Below are 26,974 nucleotides of genomic sequence, written 5' to 3'. Positions count from 1 at the left end.
TTGCACAACTCGTACATAAATTTATCTTCCGACCTCTATATTTAGCCTTAACCGTAGCTTCTCCGCACTTATTGCAATAATCTAGCTACTATTTCTTGCTTTCTTTTAGCCTCTTGAACTCTTCTAGACTGTCCTTGTACTTGAATAGGAGTACACATGGCAACTAATCGATCATATGATCTAGTAACTCCATCACTTCCTGTAAGCTTTTGTTTAAGTTGATTTAGAGTTAAGTTTGTTGTAATTATCATTGGCTTTTTATTTCTAATTCTTCCGTCAATTATAGAGTAGATTATCTGTTTTTCCTTTCCTGATTTACTTTCATGTTCCGCTCCTAAATCATCTAATACTAGTAAATCTGCATTATTAAGAGCATTTATTATTTGTACTTCCCCTTCTTCTCCATACTTTCCATAACTCTCATATATTTTATTTATTAGGGCTATAGTGCTTATTGCTATTACTGGCGTTAGTTGTTCTAATAGTTTATTAGCTATACAGAAGCTTAAGTAACTTTTTCCTGTTCCAGGACTTCCCCAGAATAAAAATCCCATACTTTCTTTTTTCATCTCATGCCACTGATTGCAATATGCTTGTGCTAAATGATGTAATTTTCTATTATTTTCATCTACTATAAAGTTTTCAAAATTACACTTTTCAAAGTCTCTATCCATCAATGAGTAATTTCTAAGCCTTTCAAGTCGTCTTTGTTTTTCTAATTGCTTTTCTCTTTCTTTTTCTTTCTCATACTCTTCACTTCTGCATTTACACATTACTGGAACTCTTCTTTTTTCTCCTAAAAATTCTATTATCATACTTGTCCTAGTTTTACAGTTGGGACAAATATCATCAGAGTGTAATTCCGATTCCCTCATATGGATCACATTGTTCAGTGTTCGTGCTACTGCCTCCATTATTATCAGCTCCTTTTTTCTCTGAACTTAATTTCATTCCACCATCACGTAACCAATTTTCAAGTATTCCTTCTACATAGTCCAACCGTCTTTTATTCTTCTTAACAGCTATTTTAAAAGCTTGTACTATCCATTCCACGGAGTAATTTTTTAATAACTCTTCTAGTAATTCTTTTACAGTTAAGTTAATAGTTCCGAATCCACTTTGTTCAAATTCTTTTGCAATTACAGCAAGATTTTTATTAGTTTCTAAATCTTTATTTTTAGAGCTACTACTACAATTTTCTTTTTCTTTAGTAGTAGTTGTTGTTTTTATAATACTGTTATTATTAATACTGTTATTATTAATACTGTTATTATTAATACTGTTACTATTAGTACCGTCGTTTTGAACACTTTCATTTTGAACACTTTCATTTCGTACACTTTCATTTTGAACACTTTCAAAACGACTGTGTTCAGATTCTTCAATGCTGTCATTTTGACTGTGTTCAGATTTAACTATTTGATTTAATGTATATATATTGTTCCCTCTTCTGTTTCCCTCTCTAGTTTTAGTTATAGTTAAGTACCCTAGCTCTACTAATTTTTTTCTATGACTATAGAATCTTTTTTCACTTATATTTAAATCCTTTATCATTTTTGTGATTCCTGGGAACGCTGTGTCTCCTGCTCCTGCATAACTTGCCATGTAACTATATATTGCTTTAGCTTCTATACTTAGTCTTTCATCCGTCATAACTAGTTTAGGTATTATTCCAAACCCCTTCTTTTTAACATCCTCTATTTCACTTTTTAAGTAGTCCGCCATATAATCACCCTTTATTAGATGCCTAAGTTCAATAACTCAGGCATCTTTCTTCTGATATCAAACCTAACTTTAATCGCTTATTTTCTTGCTCCAATAATTTAGCTCTAATCTTGTATGCTGCAAGTTCGTTTGTAAGTTCACTGTAACTTGGTCCTTTATACACTGCTTTACTAAGTTTATTTAATAGCTCAATTGATTGTTCTTCTGTTAAAGTCTCTATTGAGTTATTTATTCCTATAATTAATGCATTTTCAGATACACTTATCATCGTTAATCCTCCTTAGTCATAATTCTGTTCCTTAAAACTTGTCCAATCTTGTTGTGATAAAGGCTCTTCGTCTAAGTGATAGCACTGTTCTAGGTATTTTTCATAACTATAAAACATATTTACACCTACCTTTTAACCTTGTTTTTTCTGACAATCTCTACATAGTGGTTTTCCGTACTTATTCATACTAAAGGTATTCACCGCTTGATTTATACTTACATTGCATATTGAACAGGAGTAGCTAGAATTATTACTTCTAGTAACGTTACTAGATGTAGTTTTGCTACTATTTGCGTTATTAGCGTTTGAAACACCTCTTCCGTCCGGATCATCTTCGTCTGTAGGTAGTCCTAAACACTTAAGTAAAAAATATCTTTCACTGTAAGTTAATGCACTTCCATATGCTTTTGATATATCATCTTGTTGGCCATAATAGGCCCATTCTACCGTATACTGTTCTTTGGGATCATCTCCGTTTATCCATGTGTAAGACATTTCTCCTTTAACAACAAAATCAAGTGAATCTTTCCCTTTAGATGTCTTATATGAATGCGTATGATGTTCGCCTACTTTTGTAGAAGGTATAAGCAATAAGTTCAACTCGTTCATTTTATCTTTTATTTTGCTTAAAACTTGATTTCCAGAAACATAAGAGTATCCAAAACCCTGAGCATCTTTAGCAAAACTACCTGCTACTTCTCTGATTTCAACTATCTTTTGATATAAATTTTTATCTGCCATATTATCCCTCGCTTTCTTTAAGAGTGTTTATGGTTGTTTCTATAAGTCTTTTATACTTAGTTTTACTTTCTATCTTGCGATAGCAAAATATCTTCATTTCATGTGTAAGCTCATTATTTTCAAGAATTTTATTGTAATCACATATTATCTGTTCTACGTCTTTAAGCTTATTTGTCCACTCTCTTACTAAATTCATTTCTAATACCCAACCGCTATCTTTCTCATATAATCTTCTTTAGTTTCTTTAACCGTATATATATCTGTTTCCAATCTTTCTAGCTTAGTTTCTAACGTTCTCTTAAGCTTGTACATGTTTTCTCTAGAAGGTTCTATAGTCTCATAGTAATCATCATCCGTTAGGCATTCTCTGCCTTCTATGTCGTTTATAATATCTATAGCCAACTCTATTCTTTCTAATGTCTCTTGAAGTTCTCTATGCATTTAAACTGCCTCCTCACCTAAAATTTCATCAATATATTTGTTATAATCTTTAATATCTTTTCTCACTTGTTTAAGTCTACTTAATAGCTCTTGTTCTTCTGTTTGCCAATGTTTTATATAGCTTCTATACGTATTTATAACTGCCTTATCACGTTTATCTAATTTAGTATTTTTCATTTCATTTACACCTCACATGTGGTATAATATTCGTAATAATAATTTTTAAATGTTTTTCTCGAGTTCCTTAGTTGCCGCTAAGGAACTTTTTTCTTTTCCAAACACAGGTAAATCTTTTACTTTTCCACAGTAGTAAACCATCAATTCTTTTCCTGTTATTGTTTTCATACAAACAGCTCCTTTAGTTTTCTTCATTTGGATATTCTACACCCCATCTTTTATAAACCTCTTCTATAGGTTCTTCCTCACATTGTTTTAAAAACGCTCTTCTTCCTATATTTGCTATGTTCCTAAGAGTTTGTTCTATATCTTCTTGAGTTCTGTTTATATATGCACTGTCACATATTACAATCCTTGTATTGCCCAACATGTAATCCTTAACTATATTCCCTTCCAGTGGGATTTTCGTTTTGAGTGGTTTGTGCTTTTCCATTACAATATCTCCCCTTTCTTAATAAACCTTATGTCGCTGTTAGAATGTCCTATGACACGATTAAACTACTTCTAAAGAATTTTCTTCTTCTCTGTACACAACTGCCAATGATGCGCTTACTAATTCTCTAACTTCTTTCTTAACCTTCTGATCCCATTCTTGACGTTCGGTATCATCTATTTTGTTGTCACAAGCCATTTTGATCATTAGCTGTTCTATTTCTTTTATGTCTCCATACTCCTTTTGAAATTTTAAAACTGTTATTCCTAAATCTTCAAAGCTTACAGGAGGAAGTAATATTCTGCCTACATCATCTTTTAACTGTAAGTGCATATACCCAAGCCATTCAGCATTGTATATCTTCATCAACCTAGATACTAAGTAACTCGTAGGAATTAATTCTTCGTTCTCATATCTGCTAAGTTGTCTTGTACTTAATTTAATATTTAATTCCGCCAGTCTTTCTATGACTTCTTCTTGAGTTAACCCTGACTTTTCTCTTGCGATTTTATATATCATTATGTCTCTATACGACATTCACTTTCACCCCTTTGCCAGATATAATAGAGTTAAGATCAATAACTTTAAAATCTTCCCCTAATTCATTAATCAGTTTCCTTAATAAAATGCTTAAGTATTTAGCTTTGCAAACTATCCTTAGTCTCATATCTTTTTTCTCTCCCCTTCCTTTCCCTCATCCCCTATGGTAAAATTTTCATAGGAAGGATGATGATACTTTGTTAGATAAAGATTCTAGAAAATTATTAAGTAAATTTAGAAAATATGAAAAATTTAAAGGTTTAGATGCTTTTATTTTATTTAATAAAAACTTTGAGCAAACTGTGATAGCTATTCAAACTCTTGAAAGCTTAGGCTACATATCAGCATCTATAATTCAAACAGATTTCCATTCTCGCGAGTATCACATAACTCAATCTGGTAAAGCATTAGTAGATACGGATAAATTAGATCAACGCAGAGAATATATAAAGCTTATATTCAGTTACTTACTTGGATTCATATCAGGTATTGCATTACACTACTTGCTTACTTAGATAAATATCTCATCAAATAAGTTGATGTGAGAAAACCTAGCACAAACAAAACATAATACTTCCAGTTTTCTTTAATTACTTCTTTAACAATTTCAATTAGATTTCTCACGTCTTCACCCCCTTCTAACTTGTCCAAGATTTACCACTTTTTTTGACTCTAGATTTATGTGATAATCTAGTTAGGCTGTTTTGTTTGTGTTAACTGAATTATCAAAAAAAAGTTGGTCTAAAGTTTTCTTATAATATTTTGCTAGCTTTACAGCTTCTGTCAGAGTAAAGTCTCTTTTTCCCAGTTCTTTTTGGTTGTAAGTTTCCTTAGAAACATTTATTATCTTAGCTGCATCCTCTTGAGTATCACCATTTTCAACTCTTACAGCCTTCAACTTCATTCTTGGGTTCATATTATCACCTGCCTATTGAGTTTTGTTTGTGTTAACTTGTTTAATTGTATTATATATAACACAAACGAAACTGTCAATAGTTTTTTTGAAGTTTTTTTATATTTTGTTATCGTTATTGTTAATTTTGTTTATAATACCGTTAATTTTTACTATTATATAGTTATGGAGGTGTTAACTGTGGCCACGTTTGGAGAAAGATTTAAAATGTTGAGAATGGAGAAAGGATTAAACCAAGAAGAACTTATAAAAGAGTTTAATGAAAAATATCACTACAGTTTCACAAAATCAGCTGTATCTCAATATGAAAATGATAAGCGAATACCCGAGATAAATGCATTAAGTGATTTTGCAGATTATTTTAATATCACAGTTGACTTTTTATTAGGAAAATCAGATGTTAGAAATACTCATGAGGATGACTTTACTCAAGAAGAACTTGAGCTCCTTGAAAAAATAAAATCTGATCCAGAAATAAGTATCTTATTCCACGATCTTAAGTCAGCACCAAAAAAGAAAATTAAACAGTTATTAAAAACTTGGGAGTTTATTCAACAACAATTTGATGAGATGGAAGATGAGGAAGAATAATAAAAAAGATAGAGATCAATATATTGGAGGTTTCTGATATGAACAATGAAGAAAAAGCGTATAGCTTACTAGAAAAAATTTACTTTGAACTACAAGAAACTAAAAAAGAGTTAAAAAGTGAAATACAAGAAAATAGAAAAGCTATGGTTAAACTTGAAGCTAAAATAGAAGATGAAATCTCAGATAAAGTAAGAAGCTTATATGATAATCGTGAGCTAGTCAATGATAAGTTAAATGCTATAGATGATAAATTAGACAATATCCAAATAGACATAAATAACCTTACAATTAAAACTGCTTACAATGATACTAGAATCATAAAGCTTACCAAAGAGAGTAAATTTAAAGAATAGTTTTTTATTTATTCTCTTTTTCATCAGGGGAGGGGACTATATGACTTTAGAAGAGGTTATACCTGTAAAGCAAACAAATTTTTTAGAAGACAAAGCTAACTTAATTCTGGTAAGAAACAGTATCATACATCCTTATCAAATAAACTTACATAAAATTATAAGAAATTTGGGAAATATAAGAGTCTTATGCATGGATCAAGATAGTAGGGTAATCATAAGACAAAGTAGTGCTATAATTATAATAAATAATAAACTGCCACCTAAAGAACAAAATCAAGAACTAGCAGAGGAATTATCCCACATAATACTTCACTGTGGCAATCAAGTTAAATATAAGAAAGACATTATATTGGATAAGCAGGAATCACAAGCCAAAAGAATGTCTGCTTACCTTCTTTGTCCTATGTTTATGCTAAAGAATGTTAAAATTATGGAAAATACATATTTAATGATAGAAGAATTAGCCGAGCTATTTAACGTTACATATGAATTTATGGAATACAGGTTATCTTTAATTTTTGGACAAGACTTAAATTTAATAGTTCATCACAAACAAAACTTCTATGGCTATATACCTATAGAATAATTTTTTACCCAAGCACCGAACGTATGTTTTATAAAACTATGTTAAATATTAGCTTAAAGATGTACTTAATATAAAAAGATAGTATTATTATATATAATAGGCAATAAAGCTATTTTCTATATCTTTCAAACATTCTTGAAAAGGAGTGACAACGTTGTTAAATACAAGTACGGAATACTGTATATACCTAAGGAAGTCAAGGACGGATATTGAAGCAGAAGCAAGTGGTGAAGGTGAAACTCTGGCAAGGCACGAAAAAATATTATTGGATTTAGGCAGAAAGTTAAAGTTAAATATAACTAAAATATATAAAGAAGTAGTTAGTGGTGAAACTATCTCTTCTAGACCCGTAATGCAAGAATTACTATCATCAGTAGAACAAGGATTGTGGCGAGGTGTTTTAGTGGTCGAAGTAGAACGTCTAGCTCGTGGGGACACAATGGATCAAGGGTTAGTTTCTCAAACTTTCAAATATTCTAATACCAAAATAATAACTCCTATGAAAACCTATGACCCACAAGACGAGTTCGACGAAGAATACTTTGAGTTCGGACTATTTATGTCTAGACGAGAATATAAAACTATAAATAGGAGACTTCAAAGGGGTAGGTTGGAATCTGTCAAGGAAGGAAAATATGTAGGCAATAAACCTCCTTATGGCTATGTTAGAAAGAAACTAGAAAAAGAAAAAGGATATACCTTAGAACCTCATTCAGAACAAGCTGATATTGTTAAATTGATATTTCAGCTTTATACTAAGGGCGAACAGCAATCAAGTGGCGATTATAAGAGATTAGGAGTATCTTTAATCGTCAGAAAGTTAAATGAACTTAAAATACCAACTGTAAATGGTGGCGACTGGGTTCCCTCTACTGTTAGAGATATTTTAAGCAATCCTGTGTATATCGGTAAAATACGTTGGAATTCTCGTCCTCAAGTCAAAAAAATGATTGATGGAAGGATGGTAAAGGAACGTCCACGTGCTAAAGAAAAAGATATGATATTAGTAGACGGACTACATAAAGCGATTATCGATAATAACACTTTTAATTTAGCCCAGGAATATCTTGCTTCCAATCCTTCTCTACCAGTACCTACAAGGCATGTTGTAAAAAATCCTTTAGCTGGTATAGTTATATGCGGAAAGTGTAACAGAAGAATGAACCGAAGGCCATACGGCGGTAAATATCCGGATACTTTAATGTGTCCTGTAACCTCATGCGACAATGTAAGTTCTCATTTACATCTAGTTGAAGATAAATTATTGCAAACTCTCGAAGAGTGGTTAGAGAATTATAAATTAAGCTTAGAATCTGAGGAAATCGAAAATCAAAGTAATGTGGAACTAGATCTAATAAAGAAAACTATCGAAAAGCTTGATGATGAACTAAATACACTTGAAAAACAAATGGAGAATATACATGATTTACTTGAACAAGGGATATATTCAACTGAAAAATTCCTTGAACGTTCAAAAGTTATTAGCGAAAAAACTTCTTCTGCTCAAAATGATAAAGATAAATTATTAGAAACACTCAGATTAGAATCTACAAAAGAAAAAGGTAAAAAAGTAATAATTCCTAAAATAGAAAGAGTTCTTAAATTATATAATTTAGTTAAAACTCCTGCTGAAAAAAATGAGTTACTTAAAGAAGTAATAGACAAAGTAGTATACATTAAAGAAGTGCGTGGTCGTTGGCATGGAAAACCTGATGATTTCGAGCTTATCTTATATCCAAAATTAAATGATTAATCTTACTAGAATCACTGATAACATTGTGGAACTGAAGAACTTGCTCATTGGGAAATAATTGGAACTTTGGTTTGGAAGCTTGTAAAAGATGCTCCTGTTGAAAAAATTAAGGATACTCCTTTTGCATCCTATTATGTAAGTCATGGTAAAAACTTATATCCTTCTAATGCAGCAGGTCATCCTTGGACTGCTTCATTTATTCAGTCTAAAGATGATCCTATAGCGAGTCTTCATGAAGATTTAGCAGCAGAACAAAAAGCAAGAGCTACTTATGAGTATTTAATAAATGTAAGTGATGATCCAGGTGTTACAGATACATTAAGATTTTTAAGAGAAAGAGAAGTTGTTCATTTCCAAAGATTTGGAGAAGCTTTATGCATAGTTCAAGAACATATAGATAAAAAGAAATATTATTAAAAAGCTAGGGGTAATGCCCCAGCTTTTTTTCTTTTTAAAATATTAAATTTGTTGTAACATTTTTCCTAATGCAATCATATTATAGATTAAGTTAGTAACACTGCCATTTTATAAAAATGATATACTTACTAACTTTTTTTATATCTTAAAATTAGCCCAGTCTAAGTTATAGCTAAAATATATGTCTTTATTTTTTTACTAATAACTTAGCCTAGTCTAATTTAAAATCAAATATATGTCTTTATTTTTTATTTTTAAGTTAGCTTAGTCTAACATTTAAAAAGGAGGAATTTTTATGGAATCGGATAAAAGTCTTGTTTCACTTAGTGATCTTCCAGTAGGAAAGTTGGCTAAGGTTCAATGTATAGTAAGTAATGGAAATCAAAGAAGAAGATTTCTTGACTTGGGTCTTATTCCAGGTTCTATTATAAAATCAGAAAGAAAGAGTCCCTCTGGGAACCCTACTGCATATAATATTAGAGGTTCTATCATAGCTCTTAGAAATGAAGAAGCTCAAAATATAGTAGTCAGTATTGTATAAAAGGAGGTGAAATAATGGGATTAACAAGTCAATCTTCTGGACTAAGCTTATTAAAAGCTAAGTTTAACATTCAGCGAAAGTCAGAAAGTCAAATAGTTATTGCTTTAGCAGGTAATCCCAATACGGGCAAGAGCACTCTATTTAATCATTTAACTGGATTAAATCAACATACAGGTAACTGGCCAGGTAAAACAGTAGCCAATGCACAAGGTACTTTTACTTATAAAGATAAAGAATTTCTTTTAGTTGATTTACCAGGCACGTACTCAATACTAGCTAGCTCTGTAGAAGAGGAGGTAGCTAGGGATTTTATTTGCTTTGGAAATCCTAATTTAACTATAGTTATAACCGACGCTACATGTCTAGAAAGAAACCTAAATTTAGCACTACAAGTAATGGAAATAACCGACAATGTAATAGTTTGCCTTAATTTAATGGATGAGGCTGAAAGAAAAGGCATATATATCGATCTAAAAAAGTTGCAAGAATTTTTAGGTGTTCCCGTAATCCCTACAGTTGCTAAAGATGGAAAAGGTGTTGATGAGCTACTAGAAGTAATTCATCAGTTTACGGAAAATAAGCTTGAACTGAAGCCTTACAAAGTTAAATATGAAGAGTCAATAGAAACTTTAGTTACTCAAATTGAAGAAAAGCTTACTCCTATAATAAGTGATATATTTAATACAAGATGGATTGGACTAAGACTATTAGATGGTGATGAGAAAATATTAAGTACTATTAATTCTATAATAAATGATTCTTATGAAGGAGGAATTGACGATGAGTAATAATTCTAAAACTCCCTTAGATGATGTTTTAGAGTTTATACATAGTAAGAAAGATAAGTCTATAGGAGATAGTATCGTCTCTACAATATATCAAAATGCCGAAACAATATCTAAAAGTGTAACTACAGTTGATGATAAAAGAAAAGTCAAATGGGATGAAAAAATTGATAATATTTTAACATCAAAAATAACTGGTTATCCTATAATGCTCTTACTATTAGGTATAATATTTTGGATAACTATTGAAGGTGCAAATTATCCATCCCAATTATTATCAGACTTTTTCTTTAGTCTAGAAGACAAAATAACTGGTATTTTCAATTATATGAATGCACCTGATTGGTTACATGGAATATTAGTTTTAGGTATATATAGAACTTTAGGTTGGGTAGTTTCTGTAATGCTTCCTCCAATGGCTATATTTTTTCCAATGTTTACATTATTAGAAGACTTAGGATACCTACCAAGGGTAGCCTTTAATCTTGATAATATGTTTAGAAAGTCTGGTACTCATGGAAAGCAAGCTCTAACAATGAGTATGGGTTTTGGTTGCAATGCAGCTGGTGTTATTGCTTGTCGTATAATCGATTCCCCTAGAGAGAGACTCATAGCGATAATCACGAATAACTTTGTTCCTTGTAATGGAAGATTTCCTATACTTATATCATTATCTATGATATTTATTGGGGGAATTGTAGCTTCTCAATATAGCTCATTACTAGCATCTTTATCAATTGTATTTATGGTTCTTATAGGAATATATGTAACCTTAATAGTATCTAAGATTTTATCTAAAACTATTTTAAAAGGAGTTCCATCATCATTTACTTTGGAACTACCACCTTATAGAAAGCCTCAAATAGGCTCTATTTTAGTAAGATCTCTTTTAGATAGAACTATATTCGTTCTAGGTCGTGCAGTTATAGTTGCAGCTCCAGCTGGAGCAGTAACATGGCTGGTAGCCAATATTACTATAGGAGATGTAAGTATATTAAATCATGTAGCAGGTTTTCTAAATCCCTTCGGTGAACTATTAGGACTTGATGGATTTATTCTAATGGCTTTTATTCTTGGTTTACCTGCAAATGAAATAGTTCTTCCTATTTTGATAATGAGCTATATGTCTAAAGGAGCTATGTTAGAATTGGAGAGCCTGGATAGTCTAAAGAATTTATTATTAAATAATGGTTGGAACATAATAACTGCTATAAATTTCATGTTATTTTCACTTTTACATTTTCCTTGTGCAACTACTTTATTAACCATAAGAAAAGAAACAAATAGTACCAAATGGGCATTATTCACATTCTTACTTACAACAAGTGTCGCTATAATTGTTACATTTATAATAAATTCATTAGCTAATTTAATAGGCATATTCTAATATATTTAATAAAATATATAATATCAATGCAATAATAGAATTTATTCTACTTTTAATTTTATAGTAATAAAAAAGCAAAATTCTTAATCTTATAGTTAATTTATTTTTTCTAATAAAAAATTCGAGAATTTTGCTTTATTTATTTACTTTGTATTATCATCTAATATACTATCATTTTCAAATACATTAAACATTTTTAATATTCTTTCGTTTGTTTCAAAAAACTTTACTAATTTTTCTATACTTTTAATTGTAGATATAGTTAAATAATGTTCCATAGCTTCAGCTTCTTCTTCTATATCACATTTTGAACCTATTATCTTTACAAATTCTTTTAGTATACCATTTCTTTCTACTAAGAATTTACCTTTCTTTATTCCTTTGTCAGTAAGTTCTATTCTCTCATACGGACTATAAATAACATATCCTAGTATACTAAGTTTCCTAAGCCCTTTAACTACAGAAGGCATGGATACTTTTAAACAGTCTGCTATATCTTTTATTCTAATCTCATCCTTATTTAAGGAAAGTCTATACACCTCTTCTAAATAATCTTCAGAACTCGGAGATAGCATCATACCACCCCTTTCTATTTATACATATTATATTTCTTAATTTATTTAACCCTTATATATAAACCAATATGAAATTTTTAATATTTTTATTACTTAATTTGTAACTTCAATCATATGATTAACTATGCTTATATAGTTTCATAGAGATTTATCCTAGTATAACTTTCTATAAAATGCTTTCAATTTTATTTATATGTATAAATAAAAAGTTTTTTTATATAAATATGGGAGGAGTGTTAATGTCAATAATAGACTTGAGCTTAGTTTCATTTGCTCTAGCGCTAGATGCTTTTGGAGTAGCTATATCTGTAGGACTTGATAAAAATATAAATAAAAGGATTGCTCTTGCTTTTGTTTTTTCTTTTGGCTTTTTTCAATTCTTATTTGCTAGTATGGGTGGTATATGTGGGAGTCTATTCAACACATATGTATTCCAATTACCCTCTAAAATAGGTGGTATAATAATACTTCTAGTTGGAGTATTAATGTTTAAAGAAGGTTTTTCTGAAGAAAAGGAAGTAAAAAAACTAAATATTTTTCTAGTACTTTTATTAGGAATATGTGTTAGCATAGATGCTTTAGTTGTTGGATTTTCTACTTTTAATAACATAGATTTTAAATCACTGATTTTTAAAAATACAATATTTATAGGTATGACTTCTTCTTTTTTAACTGTAGTAGCTTTTATGATTTCAAAAAAAATTAAAAAAAATAAATTTATTAATGAATACATGGATTTTCTAGGTGGACTAATTCTTATTATATTTGGATTAAAAATGATACTTTTCTAGGTGGTTTTTAATTCCTTTGTTTGATATATTTACTTGAATTACAATGACTTTTCTTACACATAATACTATTACACTCATTTAACATAATAACTTTACAAAAAGGAGATGTTTTTAATGCCAAACAATTCAAGTAATAAATTAGTAGTACCTGAAGCTCGTCAAGCTTTAAATCAATTGAAAACTGAGATAGCAAGTGAATTAGGTTTAAGTAACTATGAATCAATAGATAAAGGTAACTTAACTTCTAGACAAAATGGTTCTGTAGGTGGAAGTATAACTAAAAGACTAGTTGAAACAGCTCAAAGAAACTTATCTAAATAATTATTAATATAAATATTACACAAAATAAAAAACAAAGATGAAAATGTGTTTTCATCTTTGTTTTTTATTTTCTATAACTCTCTATATTATTAAATAACGATTATATTATATCTAATCAACACTAAACTTTTTTATAATTTGAGATAGACCACATGATATGTCATTTAGTTCATTAGCTGTTTCACTTATCTTTTCAAATTCAGATAATTGTTTTTGAGTCGAAGATGAAATTTCTACAGTAGAAACAGCTGTTTCTTCAGAGACAGATACAACATTATTCATAGACATTATCATCTTTTCCTTATCCTTATTTGACTTATCTACAATTACATATAGTTTATCGATCAGTTCAAATATAACTTCATTAGACTCCTTTAGCGTATTAAAATCACTTATTGTATACTCTAAAATTTTTCCTGATTGCATAACTGTGCCTAATACTATATTTGCTGATGTATCTACATCTTTTATATCTTCTCTTACGCCTTTTATTATACCTCCTATTTTTTTTGAAAAGCTCATACTTTCTTCTGCCAGTTTTCTTATTTCATTAGCTACTACAGAAAACCCCTTTCCATATTCACCAGCTCTTGCAGCCTCTATAGAAGCATTAAGAGAAAGAAGATTAGTCTGTTGAGCAATGTCATTTATAACTTCCACTATATTCTGTATTTCGTCAGATTTATAGGACAAGTTTTTCATCTTATCTTTCATTACTAAGGTAGATTCTTCATTTTTTATAAACTTTTCCTTTAATAGTTTTACAGTTTCTAATCCTTTATTATTCTGTTTTTTTATATCCTTAGCCTTTTCTTCTATAACTTTAAAGTTAGTATCTATTTGTACTATTCCTTTTGCTAAGTCTTCTAGCTTATTAACACTATCATGTATTTCTTTTACTTGATTATTTGCTCCAACAGCTATTTGATTTATAGATACCGCTATCTGTTGACTAGATGAGTTAGTTTGGTACGAAGAATCTGATAATAACGTAACTGTACTGTTTATCTTATTAACGAAATTTGAAATAATGAGTAATATTTCTCTTAAATTTTCTTTCATATTTTCCAAACCTGTCATTAATAAGCTAATTTCATCCTTGCTATGCATTTCCATTTTCACATTTAAATTTCCATGTTCTATTTCTTTTATAAATTTTATTCCCTTATTTATTCTGTTCGTTATCACTTTATTATTTAATATACTTATAATTCCAAATGTTATAATTATGATAATAATAGTAAACAAAGCGACATTTACAGCAAATGAGTTTATTCCTGATATATAACTCCCTGATGGCATAACTGATGCTAATATCTGATTTTTATAATGTCGCTCGAAAGCTACAAAATATTTTTCTCCATTATGTGAAAATCCAAATGAACCTTTTCTCATTTTTACTATATCTTTTCCCCAACTAAAATCTTTTAAATTTTTCCCTATAATTTGAGTATCTTGATGACTAATAATATTACCATCTTTATCTGCTACAAACATATATCCATTCTTTCCAAATTTACTTCCTTTGGCAACAGCCTTTATATCATATAAATTAATCATATCTTCAATATAAGATGTTCTTATTCCAATTTGAATTACTCCTGGCTTATCTTCTCTACCTACTGCAACAAAGTGCATTGTTTGTCCATCTCTTGTTTTTATTGACTCTTGAATTATATAAAAATCTTTATTATTTATTCCTTCTAGGATAGCTCTTGATTGATTACTAGAATTAAAATCAAAATTATCTAATTCTTCATTGCTGCTCCACTTAGACATTCCATTTTCATCTATAATTCTTATCCTATCTACTTGAATTCTATCACAAATATTTTTAAGCTCTTTATTTAATTCGCTCTCTGGAATTTTTGTTATTTGTCCAGCAATACTTCTTGCTATTTTAACTAAATATTTGTCTACAGAATTTTTGGATTTTAAATAGTTAACCTCACTTTGTGATATCTCCTTTTTGAAATTATTTAGCTGAGACCTTACCATTTCTTCTAATAGATGATTTATGATTCCTTTCTGTGTAAAATAACCTACAATCCCAATAGATAAGGTCGATACTAGGATCATTATAAGTGTAGGGATTAAAAACTTATACTTCATACTTGTTATTTTGATTCTCAAAATCTTGTACAGAATATTTTTAAAGTTTAATTTTTTTCCTAAATACCCTACACCTAATATACTTCTTATCTTTTTAACCTTATTCTTTATTTTCATAATATTATCCCCCCTTAATAAGAGTATTACTAATTTCCACATTTATCTATTTACTCCTATTAAGGCAGTGTTATATATTAGTTAATTTTATGTAAACGATCATAATTATCTATTAACAATCTAATTTTTATTTATAAGAAGGTGGATTTTTCTATATAAAAAATACCTTAGGTTATATAACCTAAGGTATTTTTAAACTTTATCTATTATGCATTAGTAGGCGGTACAAATGTTCTCTGAGCTAGTTCTTGATCTAGCATATATACACCGTGAATATCATCGCCTAATCTTTCTAATCTTTTTAATATTGACTTCATACTTGCTTCTTCTTCAACTTGTTCATCTACAAACCATTTTAATAAACTAATAGTAGCATGTTCTCTTTCTTCAGTAGCTATATCAGTTAAGTTATATATTCTTTTAGTAACTGTTTTTTCATGAGCCAATGCTGACTTAAATACATCTAGTATTGATTCATAATCATTTTTAACATTTTCTATACCAGTTATTTTTACTCTTCCATCTAACTCATTTACAAAATTATAGAATTTCATAGCATGAAATCTTTCTTCTTCTGCTTGTACTACAAAGAAGTTTGCAAATCCATCTAAATCTTGATCTGCGCAATATGCAGCCATAGCTAGATAATAATGAGCTGATAAAAATTCATAGTTTATCTGATCATTTAAACCTTCTAATAGTCTTTCAGACAACATAAAATCTACCTCCTTATGTGTATCATTAATAGTTATACCCATTCTAGTAATACTTAATCTTTATTATACGTAAACTAATTATACCATATTTTTCATTATTTCTAAACAAGTTTTCCAACTTATCTTGATATTGCTAAAAATAAAAAAACTTATACTTTTAAGTAAGTATAAGTTATATGGCATCATCATGAATATTAACTAAATGTTATCAATTTTTTAGGAGTTCTTTTATTTTATATCCTTTAGCTTTCATTAAAATTCTCCACATAGTCTCGTGTATTATCGTTTTAAAAGCTAGATCCTCCCTATAGAATAAACAGCCTCTTTTTATTTCATACCTTTTACTTCTTAACATTTAAATGATCCCTCTCCTGTATTAAAAATTATCTTTTTTATTTTACATTGAAGCTGTAAACAATTTTTATTTACAATTATTAGTTCCATTTGCTATTAAATTATAATTGTATACAATTACTTTGTAAAGGTAGTTTAAGTTCAATTATAGTTAAATTTGAGGTTTTTTTACAAAAGAAATAACAAAAGGTCTTATTCTGTCAATATAATGTCCAATTTCTCATATATCTCATCTCCTATTTCATCTGTAAGTTTCATTTTATTATCTTTTAAAAATCTTATTAAGGAATCTTTTAAAGATTCACCATATACACCATCTATATCTCCACTATAATATCCTTTTATCTTTAATCTTTTCTGTACTTCTTGTACATCTGAACCCCTATCACCAGGAGTTAAAGTTCTAAAACCATGATTAAAAGGTCCAAAAGGACCCCCTATTATAGTCACTGACATATTATGTCTTACAAAGTTATATAGTTCTTCTACATCTTGATTTCTCATTCTTATGCAACCTTGTGATGCATTTGATCCTATTGAATATGGTTTATTAGTTCCATGTATTCCATATCTTCCCCATGGAACATTTAAACCTAACCATCTAGTACCAAATCCTTCTCCCCACATTCCTTTATCAGTAACCTTAAAACTTCCTATTGGAGTCGGAGTTTCTTCTTTTCCTGTTGCTACTATGTATTTTTTTACTATAGTATTACTATTTTTATCTATCAGATATAAATACTTTGTATCAATTTCTATTAATATCTTAAATTCTTTATTATTTGAATTCATTTTACTTACACGAATAATATTTTTATTATTGGAGTTTATATCTTTATTATTAACATTATTAATAATGAAAGTTCCAACTAATATGACAGTAATTACGCATATAAAACCAATTATTATTAGCAAAATACGTTTGGCCATATAATCCCTCCTTATATATTTTATTATATGGAGGTTTTTATCTAAATAAAACTTGTACTATGAATTAAATATATAAATGATAAAGGATAAAGTCATATGACTTTATCCTTATTAGAGAAATGATAATTTATTAGAAAAGAAGAAAAGATTAATAGAAGCTTATGTTAAAATTTAATACATTAACATAGAGATGATAATCAAAGTATTAAAACATTTGAGTAGTAAGCAACCATTTATTAAGAAGTGAATACACTTCTTTCTGAGTATTAAATTTTAATGGATGGGGTAGTTCTATTAATCTTCTCTTTAATAATGAAATTTATATTAACTATTAATAATAATAGTTATTAACTTATTTTTGTTTTTCAGCTTGCTTTTTTTCCTCTAAAGCACGTAATACTTTTTCTGGTGTAATTGGTAAGTCTCTAATTCTTACACCACAAGCATTATATACTGCATCAACAATTGCTGGTGCACATGTATTTACTACAACTTCACCTATTGATTTTGCTCCATATGGACCTGATGGTTCATATGCATCAACTAGTTCTGCTGTAACTTTACCAATGTCTGTTCTTGTAGGAAGTTTGTATTCCATAAATGTATCCGTCATTAATCTTCCTTCTGGACTATATCTTACCTCTTCATATAAAGCCAGACCTATTCCAGTTACTATTCCACCTTCTATTTGTATTTTAGAAAGTTTTGGATTTATAGGTGTTCCACAATCAACTGTTCCTACAAATTCTACAACTTCAACTTTTCCTGTCTCTGTGTCTACATCTACTTCTGCGAATCCTGCCATATATGGTGCAGCTGTTCTTTCTGGAACATATGAGCCTGTAGCTACTAATTGTGTGTGTAGAATATTATATGTCAATTTCTTTGAAAAATCTGCAAGACTTATTTCTTCACCATTATCTATTCTTCTTACATATTCTCCATCAAACTCTATATTTTCTATTTCTGTTTTAAAGTACTCAGCACCATATTTTATTATTAAATTTTTCATATTTAGTGCTGCTTCTATAACCGCATTTCCTGTTGTATATGTTGTACTTGAAGCATATGCACCACTATCAAATGGTGTTAAGTCAGTGTCTGATGAATAAACTACTATCTTATCTAATTCAACACCTAATCCTTCAGCAGCAATTTGTGCTAATATAGTATCACTACCTGTTCCTATATCTGTTGCACCCATTGTTAAGTTAAAGAATCCATCTGCATTAAGTTTCAATACAGCTGAAGCCATATCTATTTTAGGTAATCCTGAACCTTGTTGCGCTATAGCCATACCTAGACCTCTAACTTTAGATCCATTTACAACTTTCTTACCATACTTCTCATCCCACTTGATTAATTCTTTTCCTTTTTCAACACACTCTTCTAGGAAGCAACCATCCATGTACATTGGTTCACTACCCCAGTCTTTTGTTGTTAGATTAAATAGCTCAGTAGTTTCGCCTCTTTTAATCATGTTCATTTCTCTTATTTTAACTGGGTCTATATTAAGTTGATCAGCTAATTCGTTTATTATTGTTTCAAGTGCGAATACACCTTGAGTTACTCCGAATCCTCTTAAGGCTCCACCTACAGGATGATTTGTATATACTGCTTTTCCGTTAAACTCATAAGCATCAGCTTTATTATATAGTGTTAATACTTTTTTACCAACAGCACCTATAACACTATTACAGTGTTCTCCATATGCACCTTTATCTGAAACCGCATCTAATCTTATTGCTTTTATCTTTCCTTCTTTTGTTGCTCCTAAAGTAACTTCCAGTTTCATTTCATGTCTTGAAGATGTAGCTCTAAATACTTCTCTTCTATCGTATACTATTTTTGCTGGTTTTCCTGTTTTAAGTGTCACTAATGCTGGGAAGAATTCTGATGCAGCTGTTTGTTTTGCCCCAAATCCTCCACCTATTCTTGGTTTTATTACTCTTATCATACTTTCTGGCATTTTAAAAGCATTTGACAATATTCTTCTAACATGGAAAGGTATTTGAGTAGCTGAAACAACTACTAATCTACCATGCATATCCATATACGTAAAAGTTCTTTGAGTTTCCATCATAGCTTGTGCTTGTGCTTGTGTTCTATATTGTCTTTTTAATACAACTTCACTTTCTGCAAGAGCCTTATCTAGTTCTCCTAGTTTAAGCTCAACTTGACATGCTATATTTCTCTTTCTATCAAATCCATACTCTGCCAGTGTATAAGAGTCTTCCTCTGGATGAACCATTGAAGAATGTCCATCTGCCTCGTCAAGACTAAGAACTGGATCTAATACTTCATATTCTACTTTTATCATTTTTAAAGCTTTCATCGCTGTTTTTTCATCAACAGCAGCTACTATAGCTACTTCATCTCCAACATATCTCACGTATTCATCTAATATACATGTATCGTATGGAGATAATTCTGGCCAACATTGTCCTGCTCTTGTAAATCTTATTTTTTCTACATCTTCGTGTGTAAATACACATTCTACTCCAGGTACTTTTTCAGCTATACTTTTATTTATACTTTTTATTCTAGCAAATGCATGAGGACTTCTTAATATTTTTACTATAAGAGCATCTTTGGGTGCAAGGTCTTCTGTATATACTGGTTTTCCTGTAACTAATCCCATTCCATCTATCTTAGAATATGGCTTATTTACTATCTTCATTTTTCTTCGCCTCCAAGTATTTTTTTATCGCTCTTACTTGTCCTTCATATCCTGTACATCTACAAAGATTTCCAGCTAAATAGTGTAATATATCTTCATCAGTTGGATTTTCTACACATTTTTCTAGATAAAGAATACTCATTATAGTTCCTGCACTACAATATCCACACTGCTCTGCTCCTTCTTCAACTAGATATCTTCCTACTCTTTCTGCATCTTCTTTTACTCCATCTATTGTTGTTACTTCACGTCCATCTGCCTTAGCTGCTAATACAATACAAGATAAAACTGATTTTCCGTCAAGGTGTACTGTACATACACCGCAGTTTCCTGTATCACAGCCTTGCCTTACACTTATATATCCATATCTTCTCAACGCATCAACTAAATATTCATCTGGTTCCACATCTAAGGTTTTTTTCAATCCATTTATCTTAACATTAATAATCATTGTTAACAACCTCCATTAGAGCTCTCTTTAACAAGACCTTGGAAACGCTTTTTCTATATTCTTTACTTCCTCTTGCATTATCTCCGAAAACGATTTCTTCAGATGCCATATCACATGCTTTATCTATGTTTTCTTCTGTTGCACCATTCTTGTTTAGGTATTCCATAGCTCCTTTAGCTAATGTGGCTCTACGTGGTCTTGCACCAACTACTAATCTGTAATCATTATCTAATTTTGAGGCACCAACATTTAGTATTGCGTAATCTCCCATTGAGTTTCTGACTGCTTTATAAGCAGCTTTTCTATTTTCTTTTTTAATTATTATGCACTCCAGTATATCTCTTTCTGGTGCACCTTCTTCCAAGAATTTATCCAATGGAATTAATCCTTGTTTATATAGTTTTACTTGAACATCTAAAGTTAATAGACCTGCTAAGAAATCTGAGAATCCATATCTTGTATATACTGTTCCTCCAACTGTAACTAAATTTCTTAATTGCATTCCTACTATTTCTTTAACAGATTCTGGTAGGACTCCATTAAAATGTTCTTTTAATAATTCGGAGTGCTCTATATCTCCAAATGTAGTCATTGCTCCGATTTCAATTGTATCTTCATTTTCTTTAATATAGTCCAATCCAGCTTTTGATAAGTCAATAGCAGCCGGTATATTTTTGGAGCCCATTCTTATGAATGCTCCACCACCAATTAGTGTTGATTTTTTCTTAGCACTAAACTGCTCGTATGCTTCTTCTATACTTTTAGGCACTATATATTCCTTAATCGTTATCACATTCTCACTCCTTTTTTTTAGGAATCGGAAAATCTAGCTTTATACTTATATAATAACAAATTTTTGCTGTATTATTAACCTTTTTATTCAGTTGCTAAATTATTTTTTTCATCACTTTTTTTTTCAGCTTTTTCTGGGAAAACTATATTTAAAATTAATGCTAATATACCTGCTGCAACCACAGGATCTCCAAAGAATCCTTTAAAGAATGCTGGCATAAATTCTAACGCTGCTGGAACTTGACTAAATCCTATTCCAACTCCTAATGAAACAGATAATATAGTAGAAATTCTTGAATCTATACCTTTACTTGATACCATTTTTATACCACTAACAGTTATACTAGCGAAAATCATTGTTACAGCTCCACCTAATACGCTTGGTGGCATTGCCGCACATATTGCTCCAAATTTAGGTACTATACCTGCAAATACTAAAAATGCAGCTCCAGTAGCAACACAGAATCTATTAACTACTTTAGTCATAGCTACAATACCAGCATTTTGACCAAATCCGATATTTGGAAGTACTCCGAATATTGATGCAAATGCACTACCGAATCCATTAGCTAATACTGCTCCTGTCATTTCATCGTCCGTTGCTTCTCTATCTAATCCACTTGATGCAATAGCTGAAATATTACCTATTGTTTCAAGTCCCGCTATAAGATATACAGCAGCGAATTTTAGTATCGCGTCAAGATGGAATTCTAATCCAAATTTTAAAGGTCTAGGTAAGCTGAACCATCCTGCTTGAGATACTCCAGTAAAGTCAACTTTACCCATTGGAATTGCTATAATATATCCTAATACTAATGCTATAAGAATAGCTGCTATACTAAATACACCTTTACCAAATCTTTGTAATAATATAACTGTTAAAAGAACAATAAGTCCTAAAATTAAGTTTTGTGGTGAACCAAAGTCTTTGGCTCCTTCTCCACCTGCAAAATATTTTATACCTGTAGGTATAAGAGATAATCCTATCGCAATCAATACAGTACCTGTAACTATAGGCGGGAAAAACTTACGAAGTGGTTTTATGAAAAATCCTAATAATACCTCTACTAAAGTTCCACCTAGTGATCCACCTAATACTCCTGCTAGACCGTACTTCTGTCCCACAGCTAATACAGTCGGAACAAACGCAAAACTTGTTCCCATAACTAATGGTAATCCTGATCCAACTTTCCAGATTGGATATAACTGAACTAAAGTAACTAGACCTGCTACTATCATAGCAGATTGAATCATTAAAACCCTGTCAGCCTCTGCTATATTTATTACTCCTGCTAAAATAATTATAGGTGCAATATTTCCAGTAAACATTGCTAAAACGTGTTGTAGTCCTAAAGGAATCGCTACTTTAAGACTCGGTTTGCCTTCTAACTCGTAAATAGAAGCCTCTTTACTCATGGATACTCCCCCTTTAAAAATATAAATAAAATTTTATGAATTATATAAAAAAAGGACAACACAAAAGAACCTATTACAGAATTCTTAAGTGTTGACCTATTAAAGCCTAACTAAAACGTTTTCTTCAATGATTGTCAAGCACACATATATATAATTTTTTAAAAATTAACCAAATTGGCTTACGAAAACGTATCCAATTTAGCATATATTAATATCACATTATATTCATATTACACTTATATTATGTCATCACAATGTTTATTACATTGATATTACTTTAACATTACATTATGATTACAATGATATTCTAACATATCGTTAATATAATTACAAGCTATAAAAACGAAAATTTTACAAAATCAAAGTTTTTGCACGAATCTACTTCTATTTCCAACAAATTAACCTTAGTTTCTACAATATTTTCTATAGATTTTTCTATTAGACGTTTATTTTCTAAGTACAAAAGTCTCCTATTGTAATTTACCAAACTATTATTTTTATTGTTAGATACTAAGGTACTTTCTAAAAGTGTTAGTACCCCTTCAGCTTTTACACTTATTATATTACCCTGTATAAATACTTGAACATTTCTAGGTCCTTTTCCGGTACAAGATTTTATAAAATGTGCTATTTCACCTCTTATCTTTTGCTCTATTTCACGTTTAGCATCTTTGTCAATTAAAAGTTTATCATCTATAACCGTATGATTCATTTTAGTTTTTAATATATTAGAAGCTAAATCTCCCATAGTTAATATTAGTTTTTCAGTGTCTACTGGTTTTACCATATACTTTACTATTCCTACATCGACAGCTTTCAAAATAGTTTCACTATCAGAAAGAGCTGAAACTATTATAACTGCTCCATCATATCCGTTTTTTCTTGCCGTTCTTATCATTTCAAGCCCATCCATGTTAGGCATTTTTAAATCTGTAACTATCATATCTGGATCATATTCTTTTATTTTTTCTAGACCTTCTAGTCCATTTTGTGCTATATAAAGCTTTCCTACTCTTCTTTTTAAAAATCTTGAAAGTTCATCTCTGGCAAGTTCTTCATCCTCTACAAGAAGTAACCTTATGTTACTTAGTAAACCCCTTTCGCTAATATTTAGCAAATTCATCACTCCTACCTATTTGTATGGCAACTATAGATATATACTTTTACCTATATATTTTTTATATTGTAGTTTATAAATCGTTTTCCTTTGCTTTATTTAGGTATAATAGTAATTAAAATTTATAATTGTATAAGCCTTTACCTTATTATTGAAGCTTTATTAAAGATTATGTTTCCTTTCTTACTATTCTATTAAATAAGTCCCCTTTTTTCAACATTTATATTATTTCAATTAAAAAGCACTCTTTTATAAGTAGTTTTAATTAAATAAAGGAGTGCTTTTTATTATAGTATGTCATTAATTTAAATTCGTGAAAAATATTTATAAATTTTTTTTACCACCATCTTTGGGTAAAGAAACTTTCATAGATACTCCCTCTTCTTGATTTTTCCACTCTACCTTTCCTCCCATGTTATTTTCAATAATAGTTTTAGTTATATAAAGTCCAAGACCTGTACCTTGTTTTTCTTTTTTTGTAGTAAAATAAGGATTAAATATTCTATCTGCTATTTCTTCTTTTATTCCTCCACCATTATCTGTGAATTCTGATACTATTTTATCATCTTCCAAATATATACTTATAACAATTTTTTTATCTGGTCTGCCCGTAGAAGCTAAAGCATCTATTGAATTAGAAATTATATTAAATATAGCCTGGGAATATTGGTTTTCATACCCAAAAGCATTTTCCATTACAATGTTTTCAAATATAACTTTTATATTATTGAATCTTAGGTTTTCTTCAAATAGTTCAAGTACAGAAACTATACACTCATACAAACAAAATTCTTCTTTTTTATTTTTAGGCTTCAAAAAGTCTCTAAAATCATCAATAGTATTTGACATTTGGGATATCAATTTCTTAGATGTTTGAACTGAAGAGTGTAAATATTCATTACTAAGATCATTATACATATAGCTATCCTCAATATTAGATATTATTAATCCTAGACTATTCAATGGTTGTCTCCACTGATGTGCTATATTTCCTATCATTTCTCCCATTGCAGCAAGCTTTGCTTGATGAATTATTAACGCTTCTTTTCTTTTATTTTCGTCAAGTTCTTTTTTAAACATCTTCTCTAGTTCAAGATTTATTTTTTCAAGTTTTAGAGAAACTTTGTTCTTGTCATCTTCTGTATACTTTAATTTATCTAAATTTTCTTTATTAAATAGTTCAGCTATATTATCTGTTTGAGAAATTTCAGATGCTACCTCATTAATTATTCTTCTAAATCTCTTTTCACTTCTTTTTACAGCTTCTTGCTCTATTTTTCTATTAGTTATATCACTTACCATATTAAGATATACTTTTGTTTCATTATCTTGATCAAATATGGTAGTCATGATTAATCTTCCCCAGAGTGCTTCTCCATTTTTCTTTATATACTTTTGTTCTACCTCATAGTTATTTATTTTACCAGTATTTAGTTTATTTATAAGCTCATTTGGTTTTTCATTTCCATCTTCAGATATAATATCTTTTATATTTCTACCTATTAATTCTTCTTGCGTGTATCCTATCATATCACACCATTTTTGATTAACTTGAATAATTTCGTTAGTTTTAGAAGTTACTATAATTCCAACTATTGCACTATTAAATATAGCTTCATATCTTTGTTTTCCTTTTCTTATTCTGTTTTCAGCTTGCTTTCTCTCTATTATTTGATTTTGCAGCATTTTGTTTTTTGATGATAAGTTAAATAAAAATATAATTATATAAAGAAAGAAAGAAAGTATAAGAAACAGTATGGATGCTCTCTCCATCCTTTTGTACTTACTATTCAATACTTTTTGATAATTAAATATAAATTTATCTCTATCTATCTTATTAGTAACGAAATTAAGTTTTCCCATAACTTCATTCATTGTTTCCCATCTATAGGGGTTAATATTTCCTAGTTCTACTACAGGATATAAAGTAAGTTCTTTAATTTTTTCTATCTGAAACTTATTATATTCAATAAAGTCTTTCTTACTTTTATGTTCACTATTGCTTAGTTCCTTACCCATTCTATCAATAATATAGTCAGGATGTTCCAATGCATATGCCCATCCTTTCATACTAGCTCTTCTAAAGCTTTCTACAAGTTCGGGATTTTGAACTGCAAGACTTCTTGTTGTAAAAAGAGAATCTCCATAAAAATCTATACCATAATCTATAGGTTTTATAGTTTTTAGTTTTATACCTCTTTTTTTAGCGTAAAACTCGATAGTTCCTCCTACATGTCCAGGTATAATATCATACTTTCCTGGCTCCAGATCTTCAACTGTGAATTCTGTTTCCTTATTAATCAGTGGTAAAATTTTTGGATCTATTCCTTCACTTATTAACATTGCTTGCAATTCAATATCAAGTAAGTCTTTTTCTCTTCTTGCAACTTTAAGCTTGGTAAAGTCAACAATAGACTCATATGGTAATTCTGATTTTGCATAGTACTTTACTGGACTTCTTTGAAATAAGGATGCTACAACACATAGATCTGCACCTTTATCTTGAGCAAGTAAGATATCTGATGACCCTATTCCAAAGTCAGCTCTTCCTGATGCTACTTCTTCTGGAGCCAAGGTGAGGTTACCATTGTCACCATGGGCTGACCTAATCTCAACATCTAAACCTTCTTTTTCATAATATCCTAGCCATTTAGCTGCATAGTATCCTGCAAATTGGAATTGATGATTCCATCTCAATTGAAGTACCACTTTTTGATTTTTATCTTTTTTTTCAGAAAATGCAGTTGATGGGACCAGAAGTATAGCTAAAGAAAATATTATTACCTTAAATTTATATTTTCTTATTTTATTAATAATATAATTAGCCAAGGCTACCCCCTCTTCTATATTAAATGTTTTTAATCTATTAAAATATTATACTTATAGATTTAGTATCTTTTCTATATTTTATTAAATATGATTTGACTTTTCAATATTAATTATTACCTTGT

General features: G+C 29.8%; 32 protein-coding genes and 2 pseudogenes. 11 read left to right on the top strand and 23 right to left on the bottom strand.

From position 1 onward, the window contains the following. Positions 1-68: 68 nt before the first annotated feature. The 11 genes from CLPU_RS11165 to CLPU_RS17260 all read right to left on the bottom strand — a co-directional run bounded on the left by CLPU_RS11165 (position 69) and on the right by CLPU_RS17260 (position 4,452). A complete protein-coding gene (locus CLPU_RS11165) occupies positions 69-914 on the bottom strand; it encodes an ATP-binding protein (RefSeq protein ID WP_235436163.1) in 846 nt (281 codons plus the stop codon). Then, positions 850-1,725 (bottom strand): helix-turn-helix domain-containing protein, encoded by an 876-nt coding sequence (locus CLPU_RS11160; RefSeq protein WP_050355744.1) that lies wholly within the window; start codon positions 1,723-1,725, stop codon positions 850-852. The genes CLPU_RS11165 and CLPU_RS11160 overlap by 65 nt, the downstream gene beginning before the upstream one ends. Positions 1,726-1,753: 28 nt before the next feature. Further along, positions 1,754-1,993, bottom strand: coding sequence for a hypothetical protein (locus CLPU_RS11155; protein ID WP_050355743.1), 240 nt, complete (start codon positions 1,991-1,993; stop codon positions 1,754-1,756). Between the two features lie 132 nt (positions 1,994-2,125). Then, positions 2,126-2,734, bottom strand: a complete 609-nt coding sequence (locus CLPU_RS11150) for an ERF family protein (RefSeq protein WP_050355742.1) — start codon at positions 2,732-2,734, stop codon at positions 2,126-2,128. Position 2,735: 1 nt separating this feature from the next. Next, entirely contained in the window at positions 2,736-2,930 is a 195-nt protein-coding gene (locus CLPU_RS11145; protein WP_050355741.1) for a hypothetical protein, read from the bottom strand. 2 nt (positions 2,931-2,932) lie between these two features. Beyond that, entirely contained in the window at positions 2,933-3,175 is a 243-nt protein-coding gene (locus CLPU_RS11140) for a hypothetical protein (RefSeq protein WP_050355740.1), read from the bottom strand. Next, positions 3,176-3,352, bottom strand: coding sequence for a hypothetical protein (locus CLPU_RS17265; RefSeq protein WP_157857725.1), 177 nt, complete (start codon positions 3,350-3,352; stop codon positions 3,176-3,178). Between the two features lie 45 nt (positions 3,353-3,397). Next, entirely contained in the window at positions 3,398-3,520 is a 123-nt protein-coding gene (locus CLPU_RS18035) for a hypothetical protein (protein ID WP_268760468.1), read from the bottom strand. A 13-nt stretch (positions 3,521-3,533) separates the two neighbouring features. Continuing rightward, complete coding sequence (locus tag CLPU_RS11135; protein WP_050355739.1) at positions 3,534-3,785, bottom strand: hypothetical protein; 252 nt, start codon at positions 3,783-3,785, stop codon at positions 3,534-3,536. A gap of 60 nt (positions 3,786-3,845) precedes the next feature. Beyond that, positions 3,846-4,322: a helix-turn-helix domain-containing protein gene (locus CLPU_RS11130; protein ID WP_050355738.1), complete on the bottom strand. Its 477-nt coding sequence runs from the start codon at positions 4,320-4,322 to the stop codon at positions 3,846-3,848. After that, positions 4,312-4,452: a hypothetical protein gene (locus tag CLPU_RS17260; RefSeq protein ID WP_157857724.1), complete on the bottom strand. Its 141-nt coding sequence runs from the start codon at positions 4,450-4,452 to the stop codon at positions 4,312-4,314. The genes CLPU_RS11130 and CLPU_RS17260 overlap by 11 nt, the downstream gene beginning before the upstream one ends. A gap of 70 nt (positions 4,453-4,522) precedes the next feature. On the opposite strand from CLPU_RS17260, the gene CLPU_RS11125 reads away from it, so the two are divergent. Continuing rightward, the gene (locus CLPU_RS11125; RefSeq protein WP_050355737.1) at positions 4,523-4,840 is read left to right on the top strand and encodes a hypothetical protein; all 318 of its coding nucleotides are present in this window, start codon (positions 4,523-4,525) and stop codon (positions 4,838-4,840) included. A 179-nt stretch (positions 4,841-5,019) separates the two neighbouring features. Here the strand turns inward: CLPU_RS11125 and CLPU_RS11120 are convergent, their stop codons facing one another. Then, entirely contained in the window at positions 5,020-5,241 is a 222-nt protein-coding gene (locus CLPU_RS11120; RefSeq protein ID WP_050355736.1) for a helix-turn-helix transcriptional regulator, read from the bottom strand. A 177-nt stretch (positions 5,242-5,418) separates the two neighbouring features. On the opposite strand from CLPU_RS11120, the gene CLPU_RS11115 reads away from it, so the two are divergent. From CLPU_RS11115 to CLPU_RS11080, 8 genes and pseudogenes are all read left to right on the top strand, one after another. Then, positions 5,419-5,829 carry a helix-turn-helix domain-containing protein gene (locus CLPU_RS11115; RefSeq protein WP_050355735.1) on the top strand — a complete coding sequence of 137 codons (411 nt, stop codon included), beginning with the start codon at positions 5,419-5,421 and terminating at the stop codon, positions 5,827-5,829. Positions 5,830-5,867: 38 nt separating this feature from the next. Next, complete coding sequence (locus CLPU_RS11110) at positions 5,868-6,182, top strand: hypothetical protein (RefSeq protein WP_050355734.1); 315 nt, start codon at positions 5,868-5,870, stop codon at positions 6,180-6,182. Between the two features lie 40 nt (positions 6,183-6,222). Then, positions 6,223-6,768, top strand: coding sequence for an ImmA/IrrE family metallo-endopeptidase (locus CLPU_RS11105; RefSeq protein ID WP_050355733.1), 546 nt, complete (start codon positions 6,223-6,225; stop codon positions 6,766-6,768). A gap of 154 nt (positions 6,769-6,922) precedes the next feature. Continuing rightward, a complete protein-coding gene (locus tag CLPU_RS11100) occupies positions 6,923-8,521 on the top strand; it encodes a recombinase family protein (RefSeq protein ID WP_050355732.1) in 1,599 nt (532 codons plus the stop codon). 36 nt (positions 8,522-8,557) lie between these two features. Next, positions 8,558-8,938 (top strand): annotated as a pseudogene (locus CLPU_RS11095) (manganese catalase family protein); the annotation flags it as partial. A 295-nt stretch (positions 8,939-9,233) separates the two neighbouring features. Further along, positions 9,234-9,479 carry a FeoA family protein gene (locus tag CLPU_RS11090; protein WP_050355731.1) on the top strand — a complete coding sequence of 82 codons (246 nt, stop codon included), beginning with the start codon at positions 9,234-9,236 and terminating at the stop codon, positions 9,477-9,479. A gap of 14 nt (positions 9,480-9,493) precedes the next feature. After that, positions 9,494-10,267, top strand: a complete 774-nt coding sequence (locus CLPU_RS11085; protein WP_050355730.1) for a FeoB small GTPase domain-containing protein — start codon at positions 9,494-9,496, stop codon at positions 10,265-10,267. Further along, entirely contained in the window at positions 10,260-11,651 is a 1,392-nt protein-coding gene (locus tag CLPU_RS11080) for a nucleoside recognition domain-containing protein (protein ID WP_050355729.1), read from the top strand. The genes CLPU_RS11085 and CLPU_RS11080 overlap by 8 nt, the downstream gene beginning before the upstream one ends. 143 nt (positions 11,652-11,794) lie before the next feature. Here CLPU_RS11080 and CLPU_RS11075 read toward each other — a convergent pair whose 3' ends face one another. Then, positions 11,795-12,229, bottom strand: a complete 435-nt coding sequence (locus CLPU_RS11075) for a metal-dependent transcriptional regulator (RefSeq protein WP_235436161.1) — start codon at positions 12,227-12,229, stop codon at positions 11,795-11,797. 236 nt (positions 12,230-12,465) lie between these two features. On the opposite strand from CLPU_RS11075, the gene CLPU_RS11070 reads away from it, so the two are divergent. Continuing rightward, positions 12,466-13,017 (top strand): manganese efflux pump MntP, encoded by a 552-nt coding sequence (locus tag CLPU_RS11070; RefSeq protein WP_200898567.1) that lies wholly within the window; start codon positions 12,466-12,468, stop codon positions 13,015-13,017. A 114-nt stretch (positions 13,018-13,131) separates the two neighbouring features. Further along, entirely contained in the window at positions 13,132-13,338 is a 207-nt protein-coding gene (locus CLPU_RS11065) for an alpha/beta-type small acid-soluble spore protein (RefSeq protein WP_050355727.1), read from the top strand. 111 nt (positions 13,339-13,449) lie between these two features. On the opposite strand, the gene CLPU_RS11060 is transcribed toward CLPU_RS11065, so the two are convergent. The 10 genes and pseudogenes from CLPU_RS11060 to CLPU_RS18255 form a co-directional block, all read right to left on the bottom strand. After that, a complete protein-coding gene (locus tag CLPU_RS11060; protein WP_050355726.1) occupies positions 13,450-15,567 on the bottom strand; it encodes a methyl-accepting chemotaxis protein in 2,118 nt (705 codons plus the stop codon). A 206-nt stretch (positions 15,568-15,773) separates the two neighbouring features. Continuing rightward, on the bottom strand, positions 15,774-16,283 hold the full coding sequence (locus CLPU_RS11055; protein ID WP_050355725.1) for a ferritin: 510 nt from the start codon (positions 16,281-16,283) through the stop codon (positions 15,774-15,776). A gap of 546 nt (positions 16,284-16,829) precedes the next feature. Continuing rightward, a complete protein-coding gene (locus CLPU_RS11050) occupies positions 16,830-17,567 on the bottom strand; it encodes a L,D-transpeptidase family protein (protein WP_050355724.1) in 738 nt (245 codons plus the stop codon). 352 nt (positions 17,568-17,919) lie between these two features. Then, complete coding sequence (locus tag CLPU_RS11045) at positions 17,920-20,247, bottom strand: xanthine dehydrogenase family protein molybdopterin-binding subunit (RefSeq protein ID WP_050355723.1); 2,328 nt, start codon at positions 20,245-20,247, stop codon at positions 17,920-17,922. After that, positions 20,231-20,698: a (2Fe-2S)-binding protein gene (locus CLPU_RS11040; protein ID WP_050355722.1), complete on the bottom strand. Its 468-nt coding sequence runs from the start codon at positions 20,696-20,698 to the stop codon at positions 20,231-20,233. The genes CLPU_RS11045 and CLPU_RS11040 overlap by 17 nt, the downstream gene beginning before the upstream one ends. Further along, on the bottom strand, positions 20,688-21,491 hold the full coding sequence (locus CLPU_RS11035; RefSeq protein WP_050355721.1) for an FAD binding domain-containing protein: 804 nt from the start codon (positions 21,489-21,491) through the stop codon (positions 20,688-20,690). Before CLPU_RS11035 ends, CLPU_RS11040 begins: the two co-directional genes overlap by 11 nt. A gap of 83 nt (positions 21,492-21,574) precedes the next feature. Then, positions 21,575-22,906, bottom strand: coding sequence for a uracil-xanthine permease family protein (locus CLPU_RS11030; RefSeq protein ID WP_050355720.1), 1,332 nt, complete (start codon positions 22,904-22,906; stop codon positions 21,575-21,577). A 334-nt stretch (positions 22,907-23,240) separates the two neighbouring features. Beyond that, the gene (locus CLPU_RS11025) at positions 23,241-24,023 is read right to left on the bottom strand and encodes a Na-translocating system protein MpsC family protein (protein WP_235436160.1); all 783 of its coding nucleotides are present in this window, start codon (positions 24,021-24,023) and stop codon (positions 23,241-23,243) included. Between the two features lie 324 nt (positions 24,024-24,347). Continuing rightward, positions 24,348-25,229, bottom strand: coding sequence for a sensor histidine kinase (locus CLPU_RS18260; RefSeq protein ID WP_422717877.1), 882 nt, complete (start codon positions 25,227-25,229; stop codon positions 24,348-24,350). Between the two features lie 114 nt (positions 25,230-25,343). After that, positions 25,344-26,732: pseudogene (locus CLPU_RS18255) on the bottom strand (ABC transporter substrate-binding protein); the annotation flags it as partial. Positions 26,733-26,974 lie beyond the last annotated feature (242 nt).

This window comes from Gottschalkia purinilytica, from assembly GCF_001190785.1.
GTDB lineage: Bacteria > Bacillota > Clostridia > Tissierellales > Gottschalkiaceae > Gottschalkia_A > Gottschalkia_A purinilytica.
The sequence above is the reverse complement of the archived record's forward strand: the minus strand, read 5'-3'. Positions and strand labels throughout refer to the sequence as shown.